The 19,503-nt window shown below is 50.5% G+C and carries 21 protein-coding genes; 20 read left to right on the top strand and 1 reads right to left on the bottom strand.

All coding sequences use genetic code 11. The annotated features are described in order from the left end of the window. The first annotated feature begins 38 nt into the window (after positions 1 to 38). The 18 genes from ACN6NF_RS19950 (at position 39) to ACN6NF_RS19865 (ending at position 16,491) form a co-directional block, all read left to right on the top strand. Entirely contained in the window at positions 39 to 977 is a 939-nt protein-coding gene (locus tag ACN6NF_RS19950) for a glycosyltransferase family 2 protein (protein WP_474319252.1), read from the top strand. Then, complete coding sequence (locus ACN6NF_RS19945) at positions 974 to 1,909, top strand: glycosyltransferase family 2 protein (RefSeq protein ID WP_474319251.1); 936 nt, start codon at positions 974 to 976, stop codon at positions 1,907 to 1,909. Before ACN6NF_RS19950 ends, ACN6NF_RS19945 begins: the two co-directional genes overlap by 4 nt. Further along, positions 1,906 to 2,706, top strand: coding sequence for a glycosyltransferase family 2 protein (locus tag ACN6NF_RS19940; protein WP_474319250.1), 801 nt, complete (start codon positions 1,906 to 1,908; stop codon positions 2,704 to 2,706). Before ACN6NF_RS19945 ends, ACN6NF_RS19940 begins: the two co-directional genes overlap by 4 nt. Beyond that, positions 2,703 to 3,434 (top strand): sugar phosphate nucleotidyltransferase, encoded by a 732-nt coding sequence (locus ACN6NF_RS19935; protein WP_474319249.1) that lies wholly within the window; start codon positions 2,703 to 2,705, stop codon positions 3,432 to 3,434. The genes ACN6NF_RS19940 and ACN6NF_RS19935 overlap by 4 nt, the downstream gene beginning before the upstream one ends. Positions 3,435 to 3,506: 72 nt before the next feature. Beyond that, the gene (locus ACN6NF_RS19930; RefSeq protein ID WP_474319248.1) at positions 3,507 to 4,970 is read left to right on the top strand and encodes a glycosyltransferase family 2 protein; all 1,464 of its coding nucleotides are present in this window, start codon (positions 3,507 to 3,509) and stop codon (positions 4,968 to 4,970) included. 118 nt (positions 4,971 to 5,088) lie between these two features. Next, the gene (locus ACN6NF_RS19925; RefSeq protein WP_013372834.1) at positions 5,089 to 5,376 is read left to right on the top strand and encodes a hypothetical protein; all 288 of its coding nucleotides are present in this window, start codon (positions 5,089 to 5,091) and stop codon (positions 5,374 to 5,376) included. Positions 5,377 to 5,405: 29 nt separating this feature from the next. Further along, positions 5,406 to 5,738 (top strand): alpha-helical endospore appendage domain-containing protein, encoded by a 333-nt coding sequence (locus tag ACN6NF_RS19920; RefSeq protein WP_013372833.1) that lies wholly within the window; start codon positions 5,406 to 5,408, stop codon positions 5,736 to 5,738. Then, entirely contained in the window at positions 5,738 to 6,088 is a 351-nt protein-coding gene (locus ACN6NF_RS19915; protein WP_474319246.1) for a hypothetical protein, read from the top strand. The genes ACN6NF_RS19920 and ACN6NF_RS19915 overlap by 1 nt, the downstream gene beginning before the upstream one ends. Beyond that, the gene (locus ACN6NF_RS19910) at positions 6,036 to 6,395 is read left to right on the top strand and encodes a hypothetical protein (protein WP_474319245.1); all 360 of its coding nucleotides are present in this window, start codon (positions 6,036 to 6,038) and stop codon (positions 6,393 to 6,395) included. Before ACN6NF_RS19915 ends, ACN6NF_RS19910 begins: the two co-directional genes overlap by 53 nt. Positions 6,396 to 6,576: 181 nt before the next feature. After that, complete coding sequence (locus tag ACN6NF_RS19905) at positions 6,577 to 7,668, top strand: CgeB family protein (RefSeq protein ID WP_474319244.1); 1,092 nt, start codon at positions 6,577 to 6,579, stop codon at positions 7,666 to 7,668. A 33-nt stretch (positions 7,669 to 7,701) separates the two neighbouring features. Further along, complete coding sequence (locus tag ACN6NF_RS19900) at positions 7,702 to 8,835, top strand: CgeB family protein (protein ID WP_474319243.1); 1,134 nt, start codon at positions 7,702 to 7,704, stop codon at positions 8,833 to 8,835. A gap of 60 nt (positions 8,836 to 8,895) precedes the next feature. Continuing rightward, complete coding sequence (locus ACN6NF_RS19895) at positions 8,896 to 10,545, top strand: glycosyltransferase (RefSeq protein ID WP_474319242.1); 1,650 nt, start codon at positions 8,896 to 8,898, stop codon at positions 10,543 to 10,545. A 120-nt stretch (positions 10,546 to 10,665) separates the two neighbouring features. Continuing rightward, entirely contained in the window at positions 10,666 to 11,757 is a 1,092-nt protein-coding gene (gene wecB, locus ACN6NF_RS19890) for a non-hydrolyzing UDP-N-acetylglucosamine 2-epimerase (RefSeq protein WP_474319241.1), read from the top strand. Beyond that, positions 11,750 to 12,736 carry a polysaccharide biosynthesis protein gene (locus tag ACN6NF_RS19885; protein ID WP_016820076.1) on the top strand — a complete coding sequence of 329 codons (987 nt, stop codon included), beginning with the start codon at positions 11,750 to 11,752 and terminating at the stop codon, positions 12,734 to 12,736. The genes wecB and ACN6NF_RS19885 overlap by 8 nt, the downstream gene beginning before the upstream one ends. After that, positions 12,733 to 13,587: a dTDP-4-dehydrorhamnose reductase family protein gene (locus tag ACN6NF_RS19880; protein ID WP_474319240.1), complete on the top strand. Its 855-nt coding sequence runs from the start codon at positions 12,733 to 12,735 to the stop codon at positions 13,585 to 13,587. Before ACN6NF_RS19885 ends, ACN6NF_RS19880 begins: the two co-directional genes overlap by 4 nt. Continuing rightward, positions 13,548 to 14,546, top strand: a complete 999-nt coding sequence (locus ACN6NF_RS19875; RefSeq protein ID WP_474319239.1) for an NAD-dependent epimerase/dehydratase family protein — start codon at positions 13,548 to 13,550, stop codon at positions 14,544 to 14,546. The genes ACN6NF_RS19880 and ACN6NF_RS19875 overlap by 40 nt, the downstream gene beginning before the upstream one ends. Next, positions 14,543 to 15,259, top strand: a complete 717-nt coding sequence (locus tag ACN6NF_RS19870; protein ID WP_474319238.1) for a glycosyltransferase — start codon at positions 14,543 to 14,545, stop codon at positions 15,257 to 15,259. Before ACN6NF_RS19875 ends, ACN6NF_RS19870 begins: the two co-directional genes overlap by 4 nt. Continuing rightward, complete coding sequence (locus ACN6NF_RS19865; protein ID WP_474319237.1) at positions 15,256 to 16,491, top strand: glycosyltransferase; 1,236 nt, start codon at positions 15,256 to 15,258, stop codon at positions 16,489 to 16,491. The genes ACN6NF_RS19870 and ACN6NF_RS19865 overlap by 4 nt, the downstream gene beginning before the upstream one ends. Here the strand turns inward: ACN6NF_RS19865 and ACN6NF_RS19860 are convergent. Continuing rightward, positions 16,484 to 16,840, bottom strand: a complete 357-nt coding sequence (locus tag ACN6NF_RS19860) for a hypothetical protein (protein WP_261991015.1) — start codon at positions 16,838 to 16,840, stop codon at positions 16,484 to 16,486. The two genes, ACN6NF_RS19865 and ACN6NF_RS19860, sit on opposite strands and share 8 nt — an antisense overlap. A gap of 191 nt (positions 16,841 to 17,031) precedes the next feature. On the opposite strand from ACN6NF_RS19860, the gene ACN6NF_RS19855 reads away from it, so the two are divergent. Then, positions 17,032 to 18,273, top strand: coding sequence for a sialidase family protein (locus ACN6NF_RS19855; RefSeq protein ID WP_474319236.1), 1,242 nt, complete (start codon positions 17,032 to 17,034; stop codon positions 18,271 to 18,273). Beyond that, complete coding sequence (locus ACN6NF_RS19850; RefSeq protein ID WP_474319234.1) at positions 18,273 to 19,499, top strand: sialidase family protein; 1,227 nt, start codon at positions 18,273 to 18,275, stop codon at positions 19,497 to 19,499. The genes ACN6NF_RS19855 and ACN6NF_RS19850 overlap by 1 nt, the downstream gene beginning before the upstream one ends. Positions 19,500 to 19,503 lie beyond the last annotated feature (4 nt).

Genomic DNA, 19,503 nt, shown 5'->3' with positions numbered 1-19,503 from the left:
GTTCATCTATACAGCAGCAAGGGAGGTGAGACGGGAGCATGAAAAAGCGTGGAAGAGCTGGATTCAAGATCAATCGGAGGCGGCATTCAAGGGCTTATTATCATTCTAAGATGTGGCTGCCATTCCGAATGCCGAACATGGGGAAGAAGCCGATAGACCCTGACAAGAGCGATATGCCCGAAACGGAGAGAGGGGCACAGATCGGCGAAGCGCGGTCATCTGAACCCTCATCAGTGGGAAAGGTTCTCGTATCTGTCATTATTCCGGCCATGAATGAGCAAAGAACAATCGGAGCTGTAATTCGCGAAGCGCGTCATGTCCATCCACATACAGAGGTTATCGTCGTTGAGAACGGATCACGCGATAGAACGGCGAAGGTGGCTGCGGCGGCGGGGGCCCGTGTGCTTTCCTTCCCGGAACCGCTCGGACATGATGTTGGCCGTCGCATTGGAGCGGAGGCGGCATCCGGACAGATCCTGCTTTTTCTGGATGGTGATATCGTCATTCCCTGCGTCAGACTCCGGCCATTTATACAGGCTGTATGTGCAGGAGCGGATGTGGTGCTGAATGATTACCATGGGCCTGTGAATCGCACGCCCATACATCCTGTAGTTGAGGCAAAGCATGTATTGAATATATTGTCGAATCGTGCTGATTTAGGGGGAGCCTCTATGACTGGTATTCCACACGCCATAAGTCAAAAGGCTTTAAAAGAAATAGGTCTAAAGTCCTTGGAGAAACCTCCGCTATTTCAAGTGATGTCCATCGTCTCCGGGTTACGAGTAGTGACTGTATATGGAATAGCTGTCGGTAAAATGAATGCAGCACGTAAAAAGCAGAACGGCAAGGACCCACTGGCAGGTGTAATTGTCCAGGATCATCTGGATGCCATTGCCTGGCTTACATCACGTTTGGGGGCACGTGCGGGATATACGGATTTGGAGCGCAAACGGATCAGAGACGAGGTGAAAACGTGACTAGAGCGTATCGCAGAAGAAAGCGTGAAGACCCAGGCTGGGGGCTAAGACGTGTACAGCGAAAACGAGACACGACGGCTTCGATGCATAGCCGCAGAGTGAGAAAACCCACACCTCGGGCGAAAGAAATGCCCGAAGTTAATCTGACTGAGGAACGCGAAGCCCCGAATGATATTGTATTGCAGGGAACTGCAGCAGCCGTGGTCAGCGTGTGTAATGAGGAGGATACGATTGACCGGGTACTGGGCGAGCTGGAGAAGCTTCCGCTTGCGGATATCGTGGTCGTATTGAACGGTTGTACGGATGGTACGCGCTCCGTCGTAGCCAAACGTCATCCTAGTGTGACTCTCGTCAACGTACCGGATCGCCTGGGGCATGATGTTGGCCGTGCGGTAGGCGCACGTCTGACGAAGGCTGATATTGTGCTGTTCGTGGACGGAGATTTGCCGATCCCAGCGTCTGATTTGCTGCCTTTTCTTCAAGCGGTAGATCAGGGAACAGATGTGGCGCTTAATGATCTGGGCAGACATTTGCCGCCTTATACCCAGCAGGACAGCGTAACACGGTGCAAAGGGTTTCTGAATCGCGTACTGCGCAGGTCGGATCTTGGAGCAAGCTCATTGACCGCTGTTCCGCATGCATTATCACGGCGTGTGCTGGATCAACTTGGTCCAGCCGTGCTTGCAGTACCGCCGAAGGCCCACGCGATAGCGATTCTGCATGGCATGATCGTGGCAGCAGTACATGCTGTCGATGTGATTAAAACAAACCGCAAGCGGACCTTCAATGTCGGGAAAGGGAACGCTATGGAGCAATTAATCATCGGCGATCATGCAGAGGCGCTGACGGCCGTGTTTCAGGTAGCCGGGTATTCTCCGTTCGGGCCTGTTCCAACACGGGTAGACGTTGCCAAAGGGAGGAATGCACGATGAGTCTGACGAGCATCATTATTCCGACTTATAATGGCCTGCATTTATTAAAGCCGTGTATCGAGGCGATTCGAACACATACGATAGATGCACCGTATGAAATTATTGTTGTGGACAACGCTTCAAATGACGGGACGGATGATTTTTGCGCATCCGAGCGTCTAATCAGCATACGTCTTCCTGAAAACAGGGGCTTTCCGGCAGCTTGTAACAGAGGACTTCGTCTGGCCTCGGGTGACCAATTCGTCATTTTAAACAATGATGTGACGGTTACACGGGGATGGCTATCAAATATGTTGGCTGCTTTGCACAGTGAGAGCACAGTGGGATTGGTGGGACCGGTGACGAATTACGTCAGCGGTATTCAGCAGATTCACGGAATAGAAGGAGATATGGCCAGCTGTCTGAGATATGCGGAGCAGAACAATGCGAGTAATCCCTCCAGATGGCAAGAGGTTAAGCGGTTGGTCGGGTTTTGCCTGTTATTTCGTCGTGAGCTGATGGAACGGATCGGATTGTTGGATGAACGTTTCAGCCCCGGACATTATGAGGATGACGATTATTGTCTGCGTGCACGTGTGCATGGCTACAAGCTGCTAATGTGCAACGACTGTTTTGTCTATCACCAGGGAAATGCGAGCTTTTCGCGCTCGGACACTTCCTGGCTCGAAGAGCTGATCGAGCGGAATTATCGATTATTTATAGAAAAATGGAGCATAGATCCCAGAGTGTTTATCGAAACGGGAAACGCTGCGATCCCATGCGCTGAACATGAAGTCGAAGGAGGAAGGAAGATATGAAAGGGGTTATTCTCGCAGGAGGAACCGGGTCGCGCCTTCATCCGTTGACTACATTACTCAACAAGCATCTGCTTCCGGTCGGCAAGTATCCTATGATCGTATATGGTATCGAAAGGCTGCGGCAAGCGGGGATTACCGATATGCTCATTATTATTGGTAAACAATCGGCCGGACTGTACACTGATTTTTTAGGCAGCGGCAGTAATTATGGTGTCCAATTGACATACCGGATTCAAGAAAAAGCGGGTGGCATTGCGGAAGCACTCGATTTGGCAAGAAGCTACATGCAGTCAGAGGAGAAGTTCACTGTTTTATTAGGTGATAATTTGTTCAAGGAAGACTTGGGACCTGTCATCGAACGTTTCAAACAACAGCCACCGGGGAGTGCCAGAGTCTTGCTGAAAAAGGTGGCAGATGCCCGTCGGTACGGGGTACCCGTGTTTGATCCCGAGCGCCCGGAGAGCATTACGCGGATTGAAGAAAAGCCACAGCATCCTCAGTCCAAATATTGCGTTACGGGTATCTATATGTACGATACTGCCGTATTCGATAAGATCCGAGAAATAACGCCTTCGGCACGTGGTGAGCTTGAGATCACCGATGTTAACAACTGTTATGCTGCTGAAGGCAAGCTGGAATACGATATTTTACGGCGCTACTGGAGCGACGCAGGAACCTTTGATTCCCTTCAGGAAGCTGGAGTGAAAATGAAGGATCTTCTACCTTGATTTCAATGAAACACCATCCAGCCGGGCCAGGCATATAGTATAGGCATAATGCCACCCGGAGGAGTGAACGGCATGAAACGCCTGAGTACGCAACGGAAACACAGCAAACGGCTCGGAAAGAAGGGCTATTGGTCAGGATATAACAGGGGCCAGGAGCAAGGCAGGAGGTTGGGTCAGGCTTCGTTCGGCAAGATTTTTGAAGGCGTAAGTATTATCATTCCGTCCTGCAATCAGCTTCAACGGCTCCGTGCTTGCATTCACCATATTGAGGAGAATACGAGCCATCCTCACGAAATTATTGTGGTGGACTGCGGCTCGACGGACGGAACACCTACCTATTTGCTCCGTAAAAGCATCGCTGTGCGTTATGCGCTGTTAACAAAGGATGTTCCGAAGATCGGCAGTCTCAATCAGGGACTGATGATGGCAAAAGGTACAACTATTGTTGTACTGGACCCAGACTCGATGGTGACTCCTGGCTGGCTGGACCAGTTGATGGGCTGTTTATACAGCGATTCGCGTATGGGAGTGGTCGGACCTGTAACGAATGGTCCATTCGGAGAACAGCAGGTTGAGGTCCCTGATATGAACGAAAACGAAGTACGTTCATTTGCCATGGCCCACAATATCCCCAACCCGGATGCATGGCGAGAGACTAAAAGCCTGGCCGCATTTTGTCTACTACTACGTAGAGAAACTTTGGTAAAGACGGGCTACTGGGATGAAGGCTGCCACAGTATGGAGGAAGCCCATGCAGACTGGCTGCTGCGTGTACGCTTGTTGGGGATACGTATGGCAATTGCCGGAGATGCATTTGTCCATTTTGCTGAAAGTGATCGGGATACGGTTTATGGTTTTCCTCAAACGACTGAAAGAATCGGTTCAATAGAGGAAAGAAGCCGGAACCGATCCTTTTTTGTCCAAAAGTGGGGGGATGCAGATAAGCTGTTCCACGACCGGGAGCCTGGAACAGCAGAACCGGACGGCTATGGATTATCAAGTAAGGAGGCACACTTATCAGCAGCAAGCTTTTATCCCGTCGGAGCGCTTGTTCAGGGACCGTCCGGTGCTGTATTTCGGATAGAGCCAGGAAGTAGGCGGCTGCTGCATGGAGCCAGTGCTGGGGGAGGTGAATACGCGCGTTGCGTTAGAGTGTCTCAGCTCGATTTGTTGGCGCTTCCCTTGGCAGGTGAGCCGGAGGCGACGGTCTCCGGTGGCGCTGACGCCCCCCCTGTAGCTGTGGCGCCTGAGGAACCCTTGCCTGTGCTGGCGGCTCCTGAACTGGGGAACATGTCCATGTTGCCCACACTTCATATCCCGGCTCAACGCAAGCGATGGATCGAGTTACTGTATGCTGAAGGTGGGCAACTGTACCAAATCGGCAACGGCTGGAAAAGACCGTTCCTTACGCTCTACGCTGTGATGAGCTGGCGGGCTGAGGACTATCCAATTCAATTTTTGTCCCCCGAAGGATTGTCGGCATTGACGGAGAAGCAGCCTATTATTGCTCCACCAGTGTTGCGAGGGCATTTGTGATGATCGAATAGGCTTATTTAGGCGGAACCGACTACTCGCTGCGGCATACGCTGTAGTAGCGGAAAGCCCGTAGGTATTTCGTGCGTTCCGCACGGCGGAGCACATAAAGGAGGGGCTTATGCATAACGAGTTAGATGATTTGCTGATCCATATTTCGCACTCGCAGCAGCAGATGTCTAGGCTGTTGGATGCGGAACGGCAGGTGGTCGTGCGCATGGCACAGATCATACATGAACTGCCGGATGAGGAGCCGCGTTTTGATGGAATTCCGGGCATTATTGATAGCTCGGGACAAGTAAACAAAAGCATTGTTGCCTATTTGAACGGTATTGCCGATCTTCAGGAAGCAATGGCTGAAATGCTGGTTCGTGTCGTGAAGGAGACGGCATACCCGGAAGAGGAGTAGCGTAACAACCGAGGGTAGGGAGTGAACACATGAGTAGGGAAAAAGCAATGATTCACATGTTGGACGCAGCCTCCAAGATGCAGCGGAATGTGTCTATGATCCTGGAGGCCAAAGCGGTCGAAGCAGAAAAAATGCGTAATTGGACGCTGAACCATCTGGCGCCTCACGCATTTGACACCGATGAAGAGCAACTGGGGCGGCCTTTGGAAATTCACGAGCAGATGGTGGAAATGTTGGAGGGATTAACCCGGCTTCAGACTGGACTATGCAGCAATCTCAAAGCATTGCTGGACCAGGATGAGCAGCAGGGTGGCGGAATGGAAGGGATGATGGGAGGCATGGGCTCGGGGGATATGAACTAATGAGCATGAGGCGTGAACGTGAGATTAAGCTGGATATGATGGAGTCTATTGCTGCCAGCCAGCACGCCGTTGCCCGGATGCTGACCAGTCTTGCGGACTTGACGCCCCATGCGGATATGTCGGCTCCCCGTCTGGAAGAGACCATCCGTATACTCAGCAACTACCAGGGAGAAATCACGAAAATGTTGGCTGGTATTCCTTTAAGAAGACAGGTATATGGGAAACCGACGAAGCCGTGGATTCATGTGCCTGTTCAAAAAAATGAAACCCAGACGAGAAAGCAAAGGAGGAATGAAAATGAGTACAAGGTGGGAACGCATCACTCGAGACAAGGCTCGCAAAAGACGTAAAGATGCCCGGCGTTCTAGCATTCGCAAATTAAAACGGAGAAGAAGACATCTCCTTGCTCTTAGACGCCGTAAAAGGGGGCTTTATTCTGTACGTAGAAGACGTTCTCTTCTGCGGCGACGGAAAAAACCTCAAGCTAACCCAGCCGCAGCTCCTTCTGCTGAGAATCCACAGCCCGGATCTGTTGCTCTGGAGCATGACCCGCAGGCATTCCAGCAAGGATATGATGCAGCTTACAATGAGGGTTTCAATTCAGGCTTTGCCAAAGGTTATGAAGATGGCCACCAGGTCGCTTACAAGGCACAGTAACTATGAAAATGATCTATTACGGTTAACCCCCCGAAGCCTAGCAGCTTCGGGGTTATTTGCGTTTGGGCAGTTGGACGGGCAAACGCCAATTTTGTCCGGGCAGTGGCAGTCGTCCATGATGCGTTTGACCCCTGTGCATATAGTTTAGGAGTGACAGAAGTTTATCCTACAACAGGACAGGGTGAAGGATGTGAATGATCAACGAAGCGGAAATGAACGCGAAGCATACCGATGTGGCTATCGGGAAGGACGCAGAATGGGCGGTTGCACGGCTGCTCTGTCACAGGTCGTGGCAATACAACCTGCTGTTCGCCAGTTGAAAGTGTTGTATATTCCGCAAGGTTTCGCAGCTATAGACACAGGTGTGCAAGAAGCATTGAGCCAAATATGCAGCTCGTGCGTCATCGGTACTCCTGCCACGATGCTGGCTGACGCTGAGGCTCATCGTCCAGACCTCGTACTGGTCATGAACGGGCTGCATGTTTTTCCGGCAGATCATCTGGAGCAGGTACAACAAATACGAGCCCTGGGCATTCGGACGGCCATATGGTTTGTAGATGATCCCTACTTTACGGAGGATACGGCATTGATCTGTCAATCCTACGATGTCGTTTTTACGCATGAAGTTTCTTGTCTGCCGTTTTATCGTGATCAGGGAGTAACGAGGGTCCACTATTTGCCGCTCGCTGTGTCAGCTCGTATCTTTTATCCCCGGCGGGTAAAGCGTGAGCATCAGCATGATATTTGCTTCATTGGAAATGCCTTCTGGAATCGTGTGAAGCTGTTCGACTACCTTGCTCCCTTCTTGGCGGACAAAAGAGTGCTGATCGTAGGTGGGCACTGGGATCGGCTGACCCGGTGGGATGTGCTGGAACGTTTCATCCGTCCGGGTTTTATGGAGCCGGAAGAGACCGCTCAATATTATAACGGCTCCAAAATTGTCATCAATATGCACCGCCCGACAGACCCCGGACTGGATAATCGGAATACGCACCAGTTGTCAGCCGAGTCTATCAATCCTCGGACATACGAAATTTCTGCTTGCGGGACGCTTCAAATGACGGATGTGCGGAAGGATCTGAGCCGTTATTACCAACCAGGCTATGACATTGAGACCTTCTCGGGAGCAGAGGAACTGAAAGTGAAGCTGGACTATTATCTCAAACATGACTGGGAACGCGAACGCATAGCCTGGCGCGCACTGCACACAACCATGCAAAATCATAGGTACTCGAATCGTATGGAAGAATTGCTGGACAAGGCGATGGCCTAAAGTAAACACCATAAACAGTGAGGAGTGAAAGTGATGACGATATCTACGACAGGACCGTATGACCCAGCTGTTCACCAGACGGCGGCGGCCTCCTGGGAAAAGGGGAGAGCTGCGGGAATCCATGACGGATACGACGAGGGATACCTGCGCGGACGTGCTAACGCGATTGTGTCGCGAACCAAAGCAACGTTCCCTTTTCGACAGATCCATGTACTGTATGTCGTCTCGGGCAAAGGCCTTCCATATTCTCCGCTGGATGAGGCAGTCATTACCACGTTGCAGAGCATGACGGCTCAGGTTACCGTAACAGACCCACGTCAGCCGGTAGGAGATATTGCCGCTCAGCTTCGTCCGAATCTGATGCTGGCACTGGATGGAATGGATCTACCGTTAGAACAGGTCGCTGCAGTACGCCAGTTGGGCATTCCTACTGCCATCTGGCTGACGGACGATCCCTATTACACCGATACGACAACCAAAATTGTGACGAATTATGATTATGTGTTCACCTTGGAAATGAACTGTATAGAACTGTATCGTCAGTTGGGTTGCACGTCTGTGCACTATTTGCCCTTCGGGGCATTTTTGACTCACTATTTCCCACTCAGCTCGCCCGCGTCAGTAAGACGTGAGATTGCATTCCCAGGCTCAGCCTACTGGAATCGCATCTATTTCTTCAATCCAATTATGCCGCAGCTCATGGCACGTAATATTAAAATCAATGGAATCTGGTGGGATCGTCTCCCGGATTATCAGTCGTATGGTGACAAAATTGAGCTGGGTCGCTGGATGTCTCCGGTTGAGACGAATGATTCGTATAACGGCAGCAAAATCGTAATTAATCTTCATCGTTCCCATCAGGATGATTCGGTGAACAACAACTCACTGAAAATTCCGGGGGCTTCGCCGAATCCTCGCACATTTGAGATTTCCGCCAGTGGCACGTTGCAACTGACGGATACAAGAGATGATTTGGCTCGTTTTTACAAGCCAGGAGAAGAGATTGAAACTTACAGTTCTCAGCAGGAACTGCTGGAGAAGGTTGAGTTTTATTTGACGCATGAGAAGGAACGCCGTGAGATTGCTCTGCGTGCGCTGGAACGAACGCTGCGGGAGCACACGTATGGTCACCGGATTGACCAACTGCTATCGGTCATATTCCCATAAGGCCATTCACACGTCTGATGGTTGCTATCTTAAAGGAGGTGAACTCCGATCAAGCCGAAAATGATGCTATTCAGCCATGTCAGCAACGTTCGCAGTATTACAGGAGCGGAAAAGCTGCTGCTGCAATTTTGCCTAGACGTTCGTACGTATTTCGATTGCATTCTGGTAACGCCTGGTGAAGGGCGGCTTACCTCAATGGCCCGCAAGCGTGGGATCACTGTTCAGATTCAGAATCTGTTCATGCTGCACGGCATGTATACCCCGTACGAGGGATTGGCGCAGGATGCGGAGAATTTGCGGAACCATGTGGCGTATGCACCGTTGCTCCAGATGCTTGGGCAAGCTCGGCCTGATGTGGTGCTGGTCAATACCTGTGTGAACGTCATGCCAGCGATGGCCGCCCATGAGCTTAATATTCCAGTGATCTGGAAAATAACCGAGGTTATTAACCAAAATGCGCATACGCCAATTTCTGTTGCCATTATTGAGCGTTACAGCCAATGGGTCATCGGCATTTCGCAAGCAGTTATGCGTCCTTTGCATGGCGCGGGACTGACACGTCAACATACAGTGTTGTCTCCATGCCGGGATATGGATATGCCGTCTCCCAAAGAGCATGTGCTGGAACGAAAGAGGAAACGTGAAAAGCTGGGACTGCGGGATTTTCATATCTGCATTGGTTATATTTCATCCTTTATTTACGAAGCCAAAGGGCTGTTGCCTTTTGTCCAAATGGCTTTAAAGCTGTGCGAAACCAATTCGCAGTGTCGTTTCTGGATCATCGGCAGCTCAGTGGACTCCGAGTATTACGTAAAATGTGTCTCTTTGATTCGCCAGTCCCGTTATAGCCGCCGCTTCCAGTTCAGTTCATTCGAGGAGTCCGTCTCAACAGCCTATAGCGCAATGGATATTGTTGTAATCCCTAGCATGGTGGAGGAAGGCTTTGGTATGACGGCCCTGGAGGGTCTGGTGTACGGCAAGCCCGTGATAGCCTTTGCGCAGGGCGGACTTGTGGAATTGATGGAGTCGACCGGAAATACAGATTTTTTGGTAGAGCCGGGAAACAGCGACATATTGGCGCAAAAAGTAGGCTACCTGCTCGATCATCCCGAGGAAGTGGAACGAATTGGTGTACGTAACAACAGTGCGGCTACGCGTGTGTACGGACCCGATTCCTACCGAAGCAGTTTGCACGTCATGGTCAGTCAATGGGTATGTCATCATCCGCATTGGTTCCCATTGATTCAGCAGCCGGGTGGACCGGTATGGACGAGGGAAAGCGAAGGGCTGCGTCAGGTCATTGCTATACCTGAGGCTTATATCAACACCGTTCGAGAATTTCCCGAATCGGTGGTTAATCAACTGCCGGTGCTGGGGCTGCCGCCAATCGAATATGCAGCTATTCAGGGCTTGCCACAACCAGCTCCTCCTTTGCCTGAGGCAACATCTGAGTTGCCTCGCCGCAAGCGTAGTATTCGGGCAAGATGGCCAAAGGGCCGTAAGCATACCAGACTGCGGAATCGCAGGTACAAGAGAAGCGCTGGCAGAAGCCGTCTCAAGAAAATTCACGGGTCCCCATTATATCGAAGATCCAAGTCCAGACAGAAACTCAAGCAGAAATTCAAACTCCTGTCACGGCGATCCAAAGCGCACAAGCAGAAGCGAGTCGCACTCAAGGCCAGACAGCATTCCAAACAACGGTCCGGGTGAACATACACCGGACCGTTGAGATGAACGTAAGTCGGAGCACAGCCAGTCTGCTGGATGGCTATTATTCATTGAACTCTACAGTTCTATGAAACAACGACAGCAAAGGTGGGTTCCAAAACCATGAAAATATTGACCGTGCTCGGCACAAGACCGGAGATTATACGGCTCAGCTTGATTATTCCGAAGCTGGACCACTATGCAGATGAACATGTGCTTGTGCATACGGGCCAAAATTATACGGAAAGCCTGAGCGGACAATTCTTCCGCGAGCTGGGTTTGCGCGCCCCGGATTATGTGCTTCAGGAGAAAGCGGGAACGCTGGGCAAACAACTGTCTGCCATGTACTCGCAGATGGAGGATATTTTAAACAAGGAACGCCCAGATCATGTACTATTGCTCGGTGATACGAACAGCGCCTTATGTGCCCTGCTTGCGGAACGTATGGGTTACCCGGTTGTGCATATGGAGGCAGGGAATCGCTGTTATGATCTGGATGTGCCAGAGGAGAAGAACCGGCGCGTCATTGACGCGATTTCTTCCATTAACATGCCTTATACAGAGCAAAGCAAGCAGCACCTACTACGCGAAGGCTTTCCAAGCCAACGAATTATACTGACTGGAAATCCGATCTATGAAGTAATGCAACACTATGAGAAAGAGATATCTGGCAGCAAAATTCTAAAAAAGTTGGGGCTGTCGCCGGGGGAATATTTCCTGGTCACTGCCCACAGAGCTGAAAATGTTGACCATCCGCCGCATTTGCTGGCTATTTTGGATGGTCTTAACCGGGTAGCCAGGCAGTTCGGACAGCGGGTCATTTGTAGTATTCATCCCCGTACCGCCGCCCGGATCGCAAGCCACCCGCCGATCCAGCTTGATCCGTTGGTAGAATTTCACGAACCGTTCGGTTTTTTTGACTTCGTTCTGCTGGAGCGACATGCCCGCTGCGCTTTGACAGACAGCGGTACCGTACAGGAAGAATGCTGTGTCATGGGTGTGCCGACGGTCACGATGCGTCGCACGACCGAACGACCGGAAACGGTAGATTGCGGCAGCAATATCGTGTCCGGTCTTGATGGTGAGGTTATAGCCAACGCGGTAGACTTAATGACCGGGATGGAGCATAAGTGGCAATGTCCCGCTGGCTATCTGGCGGAAGATGTGTCAGATAAGGTAGTAAAATTTCTGCTTGGAGGGAAACGGCATGTTTGAAAACAAACGTATCTTGGTTACCGGCGGTACCGGCTCCTGGGGGCATGAGCTGGTTGCCCAGTTATTGCCGCGTAACCCCAAAGAGGTCATTATCTTTTCACGCGGAGAATCGAGTCAGGTTGCAATGAACAGGCAGTTTGAGGATGAACGACTCAGCTTCTGTATTGGAGATATTCGGGATAAGGATGCGCTGACTACCGCTTGCCAAGGAGTAGACTATGTGTTCCATTTGGCGGCTCTCAAGCACGTGCCTGTCTGTGAGGATCAGCCCTATGAGGCGCTCAAAACCAATGTCGTAGGCACCCAAAATGTGATCGAGGCCGCTGTCGCCAATCAGGTAAAGAAAGTTATTTATATATCGACTGACAAGGCTGCTAACCCGTCCAATTTCTATGGCATGACGAAGGCGATTGGAGAAAAACTAATTGTTTACGCCAATTTGCTGAATAGTGATACACGTTTCGTGACGGTGCGCGGCGGTAATGTTTTGGGCACAAACGGAAGCGTGGTGCATTTGTTCCAAAGCCAGATTCGCCAAAAGGGCAAGGTTTTTATCACAGATATGAACATGACCCGTTTCTTCCTGACCTTGCGTGATGCCATCAGTCTTCTGTTCAAAGCTTCCGTAGAAAGCGTCGGAGGCGAAATTTTTATCATGACCATGCCAACCTGCCGTATTGTGGATTTGGCTGAGGTGCTCATTGAGGATTCGGGCGTGGAAAATGTAGAAATTATAGAAAAAGGCGTCCGTCCCGGCGAGAAAATTCATGAGATTTTGATGAGCGACTTTGAAAGCCTGACAACGGTAGTATATGACGAGCAATATTTGGTCATTCTCCCAACCCTGAATATTCCTCAATTAAAGGATCGTTATAATCAGTGCCCTCCGGTGTCGTTCAGCAGCTTTAGTTCGGAATTCAATTTGATGTCAAAAGAGGAGATTCGAAGCATTCTCCAAAGCGGGGGGTTCATCAAATGAAGCTGCTTATTTTGGGCGGGAACGGCATGGCGGGCCATGTTCTGGTTAGGTATTTTCAAAACCAGAGTGGGTATAACGTGTTCTACACCACCCGTGATTCCGCAAATAAAGGCGGTCTCCTGCTGGATGTAAAGGACAGCTTTATGGTGGAGCAGCTGGTACGGAGTGTACAGCCAGACGTAATTATTAACGCGGTTGGCGTGCTCAATCAGCATGCCGGGAAGAATCAGATTGCGGCATACCAAATCAATGGATTGCTGCCGCATCTTCTCCGGCAGGCGGCGGACAGTATCGGTGCCCGATTAATTCATATCAGCACGGATTGCGTATTCGAAGGAAAGCGGGTTCCTGGCTTATATGAGGAGACAGATCAACCGGATGGGACAAGTGCCTATGCTTTGACGAAAATACTCGGAGAAGTAAAGGCGCCACGACATCTGACCATCCGTACCTCTATTATCGGACCGGAGATTCGGCCGGACGGCATTGGTTTGCTGCACTGGTTCTTGCAACAGAGCGGAGACGTTGACGGATACCGCCGGGTCTTTTGGAACGGGGTCACAACGCTGGAATTAGCAAAAGCGATACAAGTGTTGATGAATGAGCCGCTGGACGGACTCATTCATCTGGTTCACCCTGAACCGATCAGCAAGCATGATTTGCTGCTTCTGTTCAAAGACATCTGGAAGAGAGAGGATATTCGGATCGTGCCGAAGGATGAGCCGGTGCAGGACCGGACGCTTCGTTCTACCCGGGCCGATCTGCTCTACGATGTTCCTCACTACAGCATCATGCTGAAGGAGCTGCTGGAATGGACAGAAGCACAGCGGAACAACGTCGGCCAGTTATAGCCATTACTGGAGCGGCAGGCTATACCGGGATGCATGCCTGTCGCTATTTTGCAAGACTCGGCTGGGAGGTGGCAGCGCTGACTCGCACTGCCGCTTCTGCTTCAGAATTGACCTCATGGGCTGGAAATGATGGAAATTCCACTCCAGGGGTGGGTACACGTGGCTGTATTACGCCATATGTGTGTGACTTGCTCGACAAGAAACGTCTGGGCGAAGTGATTCAACAAATTACTCCGGATTATGTGCTCCACCTGGGCGGCAAAAATTCCGTACCTGAATCTTGGCAGAGTCCATTGCTATACATGGAATCCAATGTACTGTCCACCCTGTATCTGCTCGATGTGCTGCGACCTTTCCCCCAAGCCAGAATTGTTGTCGCGGGTTCTCGGCTAAAGACGGCTTTGCAGGCTCCGTATCATCCAACGCATCCATACAGCCTTAGCAAAAGCATTCAAGAGGCAGTCGCGCTCTCGTGGGGCGCGCTGTTCGAGCAATCTGTCATGCTGGCAGAGCCTTGCAACCTGATTGGCCCGGGTCCATCCACCGGCTTTTGTGCATTACTCGCGGGGTATATCGTTCGGACGGAACGCATGAAAGAGCAATCCGTAACGGAGGTAGCTCCGTTCCGCGTGTCTTCCCGACATGCGCAGCGTGATTTTCTCGACGTTCGTGATGCTGTTCGCGCCTATGGAGTTTTATTGGAAAAGGGAGTACCAGGTCGAGTTTACTCAGTCTGCACAGGCCGCATTGTGGAACTGGGAGATATTGTGGAACGTATGGTCGCGCTGTCGAAAATATCTATTCCCGTACAATGGGGGGATATGGTCGAACCAGCGTCAACGAAGGCATATCGGGCGCAGGAGCTGGAGGAGATGGGCTGGAAGCCGACCATACAGCTGGGGCAATCGCTGGAGGATATGATTCAATACCGCCGAGCTGGAAAGGAAGGAACGATATGAGACCAAAAGTAACGATCGTCATCCCCTTTTATAACTGTGCATACGTGGATCAGGCTTTGCAAAGTGCACTGGAGCAAACCTATGGGCCGCTAGAGATTATTGTCGTCGATGACGGGTCCACCACACATGTTAATATGCTTCAGCCCTATCTTCCCTATATACATTATTTGGGCAAATCCAACGGAGGAACAGCCAGTGCCTTGAATCATGGGATCCGGCATGCCAGCGGTGAATATATTGCGTGGCTCAGCTCCGACGATACCTATCATAGGGACAAAATTAATAACCAGGTTTCTTTTATGATCGAACAGGGGGCATACATCTCTCATACTAATTTCAATTTCATCAATCAGCACAGCCAAGTCACAACCTATCAGGCAGCTGCTGTATTTCCGTCCCTGACGGAGTTTTACCGTTTTTTCCAGCAGGGGAATCCGGTCAATGGATGTACGGTGATGTTCAGAAAGGAACTGTTTGCACATATCGGTTTGTTTGATGAATTGCTGCCGTACACCCATGATCTCGATATGTGGTACCGAGTGATGCTGGCAGGATATCCATTTCCTTTTCTGAACGAGTCCTTGGTTAACTACCGCTGGCATGATGAAATGGGAACCAAAAAATATTGGCCTGCTGTGGAACAGGAGTACAACATCACCCAAGCACGTTATCAAGATCGCTTCAGTCAGATGTTGAGCGGTTTATCCTCATGAAGCTGAAAGTGTCAGGGGGGATTGATATGGTAGATACGGGGATTGTTATGCCGCTGTACAAACAGGATATCGGTTATCTGCAAGCTGCGATCTCATCCGTACTAACCCAGAGCTACAGGGCATTTCGCTTCATCATTGTGATTGACGGGGCGCCGGAAATGATAGAGCCGGCGCTTCACGCAGCAATGGGAGACCCGCGTGTTCAGTTGGTTACACTCCCTCAGAACAAAGGGGTATCCCATGCCCTTAACCGAGGATTCGATGAGTTGTTTAAAGATCCAGCGATCAAGTATGTGACCTGGGTATCCAGCGACAATGTGTATCATTCATCCTTTATCGAACGATTACGGTGGGAGCTTGAGCAGGGACCGGATTCGCTCGGGCTTGTGTTCTCCACCTTCCGTCAGATTGACGCTACAGGTAATTCGTTGTATGACGAGCAGCATCAACAAGCATTAATTCGGTACCAAAGTCAGCCACATCATGAATTGTTGAACGCCAGCATTGTCGGGGTGTCATTTATGTACAAAAGCCAATATGCCCGTCTGATCGGCGGCTATCGGCTGCAACCTGTAGAGGATTATGATTACTGGCTGCGGCTGACCGAGACATGCAGCATGAAATTCATTCCGGAGATCCTGATGGATTATCGGGTGGATTCTGCTTTTAGTGTATCGGCCAGCTTACGCAGCCAAAAAGAACATCGACGCTGGCGACGCGCATTTCAACTCGCCAAACATGAGGCCCGAGCTCGCCGGGGTATCCCGCTTGAGATGACCATTTTAATGCCTATTACGGATATGGCTCAAGCTGAGCCGTTGCTCGATAATCTGCTGGAGCAGCATTACAGTAATTGCTTGGTGCGGTTGCTGGATCTTACGCCGGAACAAGGCGCTTCTTCCTTTCTGACGATGATGCTTGACCCTCGGCTAATCGTAACGCCGAGACCCCATTATTCTGTCAAGGAGGCACTGGTTCAGGCGATTGGTGAAACGACAACCCGCTTTGTAGTATGCTTCGGTGTCAAACCTTATATTGCCGTGACAGATTTGCTGTATCTGACGGATTTGCTGCGACCTTTGCAGGATACACATGCCTTTTCCTACTATACAGATGACCATTCGACCATTGGCAGCGGCCGAGGGGTTCAGTCCGTACCGCCGGAATGGAATTACGTGTACTATACCCACAGATTGCATCAGACACTGGAGCAGGGTGGTGCTTTTAGCTAACAGGAGACAAAGCTGGGATCGTGGTCAACTCAGATTGAAGGACACGATGCTCCTGTACAACATTACCAAATTGGTCCAATCCGAAATTGGAAAGCACAACATTGGCTGGAGCAGCGGAGACTACGTTGTATTGTACCTCATAGGCAAGAACCCCTTGTATAAAGAAAGTACGACGCGCAATCGAGTTTGCAGGCAAATTAACCGATGTCACGTACAGTGGTGTCTTGGTATCCGGTACGAGTGAGAAAAAAATTTGGATGGTCACGGTTGCCGCGTTCACTGTGTCCTCATTGACTAAATTTACAACAACATTGGAGCAGGCAGTACCAAAATCCCTCGTGTTGGTCATATATCCAGTTGTAAAAGCCAATAGAATCATCCTCTCAAAACAGTATGATGGAATCCCTCGATAGGGATGCTTCTATACTATGAATCTATGGAGAGGAAAGCTTGTATGGTTGTCTGGAGGCTATACCGAAAAAAGTACATTTTGATAGAACACTTCAGGCATATATTTATATAATGAAGGGAATGCTCGCGATGTCTTTAAATTTTCAGGTGACACCCAGCGGCCTGCCCAAATTTGAGCCTAGTGTTGCTGTTAATTTGCTGAATCCGAATATCGTTATAGCTGTAGCTGTTGACTTTAGCAGCGGGCCCCCGCTGATTGGACTGTATCGCTCATTGGACGCCGGGGCGAACTGGACCGATACTTTACTGCCGATTCCTCCAGGATATACAGGAGCAGAGGCGGGAATGGTGGCCTATCTGTTCCCCAATATTTTTATCGTATCGGCACATGTGTTTCCGGGAAATGAGAACGGGGCTGTCGTGATCTACCGTTCTACGGACAATGGAGCCACTTTTGATCCTCCGGTGGTCATTAACCCGGGCTATGGAGATTACATTAATAATGACTGGACCAATATTACGACAGATAATGCAGGAGCAAGTCCCTATCTAGGACATGTCTACGTTACGTATAACCGCCAATACAACGTAGAGTTTAATGCCAGGTCAGCGGCCTTCTACCAGCGTTCTACGGATGGAGGATTGACCTGGGATCGACCGTTAATGCTTTCCAATATCCAGTCCTCCACAGAGCGACCCGAGCCTGCGGTCGACAAATATGGCAGCGTGTATGTCAGCTGGATTCGTACGGGGCCGCAAACACCGGCTTTCTTTATCCGGCGGTCCTTTGATGGAGGAGCCACTTTTAGCGGGGATATTCTTGTGTCCAACATAACACTGGTACCTAGTCCGTTGCCCGTTCCCGGATATGATTTTCGTGTATTGAATTCTCCCTGCTTGGCAGCAGACTGCTCGGGGGTGCCTTCTACAACAAATACGCTATATGCCGTGTGGCAGGATTTTGGTCAGGGCTACAGCAATGTGTTGTTGTCCAAATCCAGCGATTTTGGCGGTACCTGGAGTGCTCCGGTCATTGTGACGGACAGCCCGCCGGGTTCCCAAAATTTCTTCCCTGCGATTGCAGTGTCGCCCAAGACGGGGCTGGTCGTTGTGGTCTACTATACGAATCGCCTGGACGGCTTTAATCTGGATGTGTTCGCCGCCCAATCGTCAGATGGAGGCAACACCTTTACGAATAGTCGTCTCACAACAACTTCCTTTAACCCGAATGTTGGTGGGGGCGAATCAGAACTGATCGGCGACTATATCGATGTCTCCATTGTACCGCCGGACAGCTACATTTCCGTCTGGACGGATACGCGCACTGGCAGTTTGACGATTTTTGCCGGTGTACCGGGAGGTGAAGCCTGATGCCGAACGTACAGCTTACGCCCAGTGGAAGGCTGGCACAGGAGCCAAGTGTGGCTTTCAACCTGCTCGACGGTACCATAGTAGCCGCAGCTACTGATTTTACGACAGGGCCGCCGTTGACAGCAGTATACCGTTCAGGTAACGGCGCTGTCTCCTTCACACAGCAAATTCTACCGCTGCCAGCTGGCTATGTAGGAGCGGAATCCCATAGCGTCAGCTACGGTTTTCCCAACTTGTTCGTCATAGCCTGTCACGTATTTACCGCAGACGGCTTGAGCGGTACCATCGCTACCTATGTGTCCAGAGACAATGGCAATACATTTGATCCACCCGTGATTGCCCAGCGAGGGTATGGGACATTTGTCAATAATGTAGAGGTCAGCGTGAAATTTGATACTTCTCAAGTCAGCTCCTATACCGGCAATATCTATTTATGTTATACGCATCAGTATAATCCCGACTTTTTCGGCGGCTCGGTCATGTTCTTCCAGCGTTCGCAGGATGGAGGAATCACATGGGATACACCTGTGGTACTCACTCCTGGCTCCAATCAGATTACGCGGGGGGAAATCACCGTGAGCATTACAGGGGTGATCTATGTCGGGTACATTGTGACGAATCCGGTTAACCAATATCAGGTCATTGTGTCCTTCAATGGGGGGACGGCGTTCAGTTCTTCGCTACCGGTGTCCTCTGTCGTTCCAGTTCCGAGTCCGCTACCTGTGGTCGGTTTTGGCTTTAATGTATTGCCGACGGCCAACATTGCCATAGATCGTTCTACCAGCCCGAATCAAGGTACGCTTTATGCGGTTTGGCAGGATAATCGGGCAGGGTATGCGGATGTGCTGCTTGCCCGGTCCGTGGATGGCGGATTAAGCTGGACTGCGCCGCAATCGGTGACAGGAGCCAGTGCAGGGGCACAGCACTTCTTCCCGGCCATTGATGTTTCGCCCGTGACTGGCGTAATTAAGATTGTGTACTACACCAATCAAATCACAGCCTCTTTATTAGATGTATTTGTTGCAGAATCATCGGACGGAGGGAATACATTTACGAACCTCAGAATAACAGACAGTTCCTTTAATCCTAACGGGATTAGTCCCGTTCCGGTGGTCACGATTGGCAATTTTATTGATGTAACGATTGTGCCGAATAACGGTTTTTTTGCGGTCTGGACAGATGCATTATCGGGTTTCCAGCAAATTTACGGAAGTAACGGAATGTAGCTTA

This window comes from Paenibacillus sp. TSM33, assembly GCF_056099025.1.
Note: the sequence above shows the minus strand (reverse complement) of the source record. Positions and strands in the feature narration are given on the sequence as shown.

Excerpts from the sequence above, each read along its gene's own strand:
- ACN6NF_RS19860 (WP_261991015.1), bottom strand. The coding sequence starts at position 16,840 with ATGACCAACACGAGGGATTTTGGTACTGCCTGCTCCAATGTTGTTGTA.
- ACN6NF_RS19880 (WP_474319240.1), top strand. The coding sequence starts at position 12,733 with ATGAAGCTGCTTATTTTGGGCGGGAACGGCATGGCGGGCCATGTTCTG.
- ACN6NF_RS19875 (WP_474319239.1), top strand. The coding sequence starts at position 13,548 with ATGGACAGAAGCACAGCGGAACAACGTCGGCCAGTTATAGCCATTACT.
- ACN6NF_RS19920 (WP_013372833.1), top strand. The coding sequence starts at position 5,406 with ATGAGTAGGGAAAAAGCAATGATTCACATGTTGGACGCAGCCTCCAAG.
- ACN6NF_RS19910 (WP_474319245.1), top strand. The coding sequence starts at position 6,036 with ATGAGTACAAGGTGGGAACGCATCACTCGAGACAAGGCTCGCAAAAGA.
- ACN6NF_RS19925 (WP_013372834.1), top strand. The coding sequence starts at position 5,089 with ATGCATAACGAGTTAGATGATTTGCTGATCCATATTTCGCACTCGCAG.
- ACN6NF_RS19950 (WP_474319252.1), top strand. The coding sequence starts at position 39 with ATGAAAAAGCGTGGAAGAGCTGGATTCAAGATCAATCGGAGGCGGCAT.
- wecB (WP_474319241.1), top strand. The coding sequence starts at position 10,666 with ATGAAAATATTGACCGTGCTCGGCACAAGACCGGAGATTATACGGCTC.
- ACN6NF_RS19900 (WP_474319243.1), top strand. The coding sequence starts at position 7,702 with ATGACGATATCTACGACAGGACCGTATGACCCAGCTGTTCACCAGACG.
- ACN6NF_RS19865 (WP_474319237.1), top strand. The coding sequence starts at position 15,256 with ATGAAGCTGAAAGTGTCAGGGGGGATTGATATGGTAGATACGGGGATT.
- ACN6NF_RS19850 (WP_474319234.1), top strand. The coding sequence starts at position 18,273 with ATGCCGAACGTACAGCTTACGCCCAGTGGAAGGCTGGCACAGGAGCCA.
- ACN6NF_RS19930 (WP_474319248.1), top strand. The coding sequence starts at position 3,507 with ATGAAACGCCTGAGTACGCAACGGAAACACAGCAAACGGCTCGGAAAG.
- ACN6NF_RS19915 (WP_474319246.1), top strand. The coding sequence starts at position 5,738 with ATGAGCATGAGGCGTGAACGTGAGATTAAGCTGGATATGATGGAGTCT.
- ACN6NF_RS19940 (WP_474319250.1), top strand. The coding sequence starts at position 1,906 with ATGAGTCTGACGAGCATCATTATTCCGACTTATAATGGCCTGCATTTA.
- ACN6NF_RS19895 (WP_474319242.1), top strand. The coding sequence starts at position 8,896 with ATGATGCTATTCAGCCATGTCAGCAACGTTCGCAGTATTACAGGAGCG.
- ACN6NF_RS19935 (WP_474319249.1), top strand. The coding sequence starts at position 2,703 with ATGAAAGGGGTTATTCTCGCAGGAGGAACCGGGTCGCGCCTTCATCCG.
- ACN6NF_RS19870 (WP_474319238.1), top strand. The coding sequence starts at position 14,543 with ATGAGACCAAAAGTAACGATCGTCATCCCCTTTTATAACTGTGCATAC.
- ACN6NF_RS19855 (WP_474319236.1), top strand. The coding sequence starts at position 17,032 with ATGTCTTTAAATTTTCAGGTGACACCCAGCGGCCTGCCCAAATTTGAG.
- ACN6NF_RS19885 (WP_016820076.1), top strand. The coding sequence starts at position 11,750 with ATGTTTGAAAACAAACGTATCTTGGTTACCGGCGGTACCGGCTCCTGG.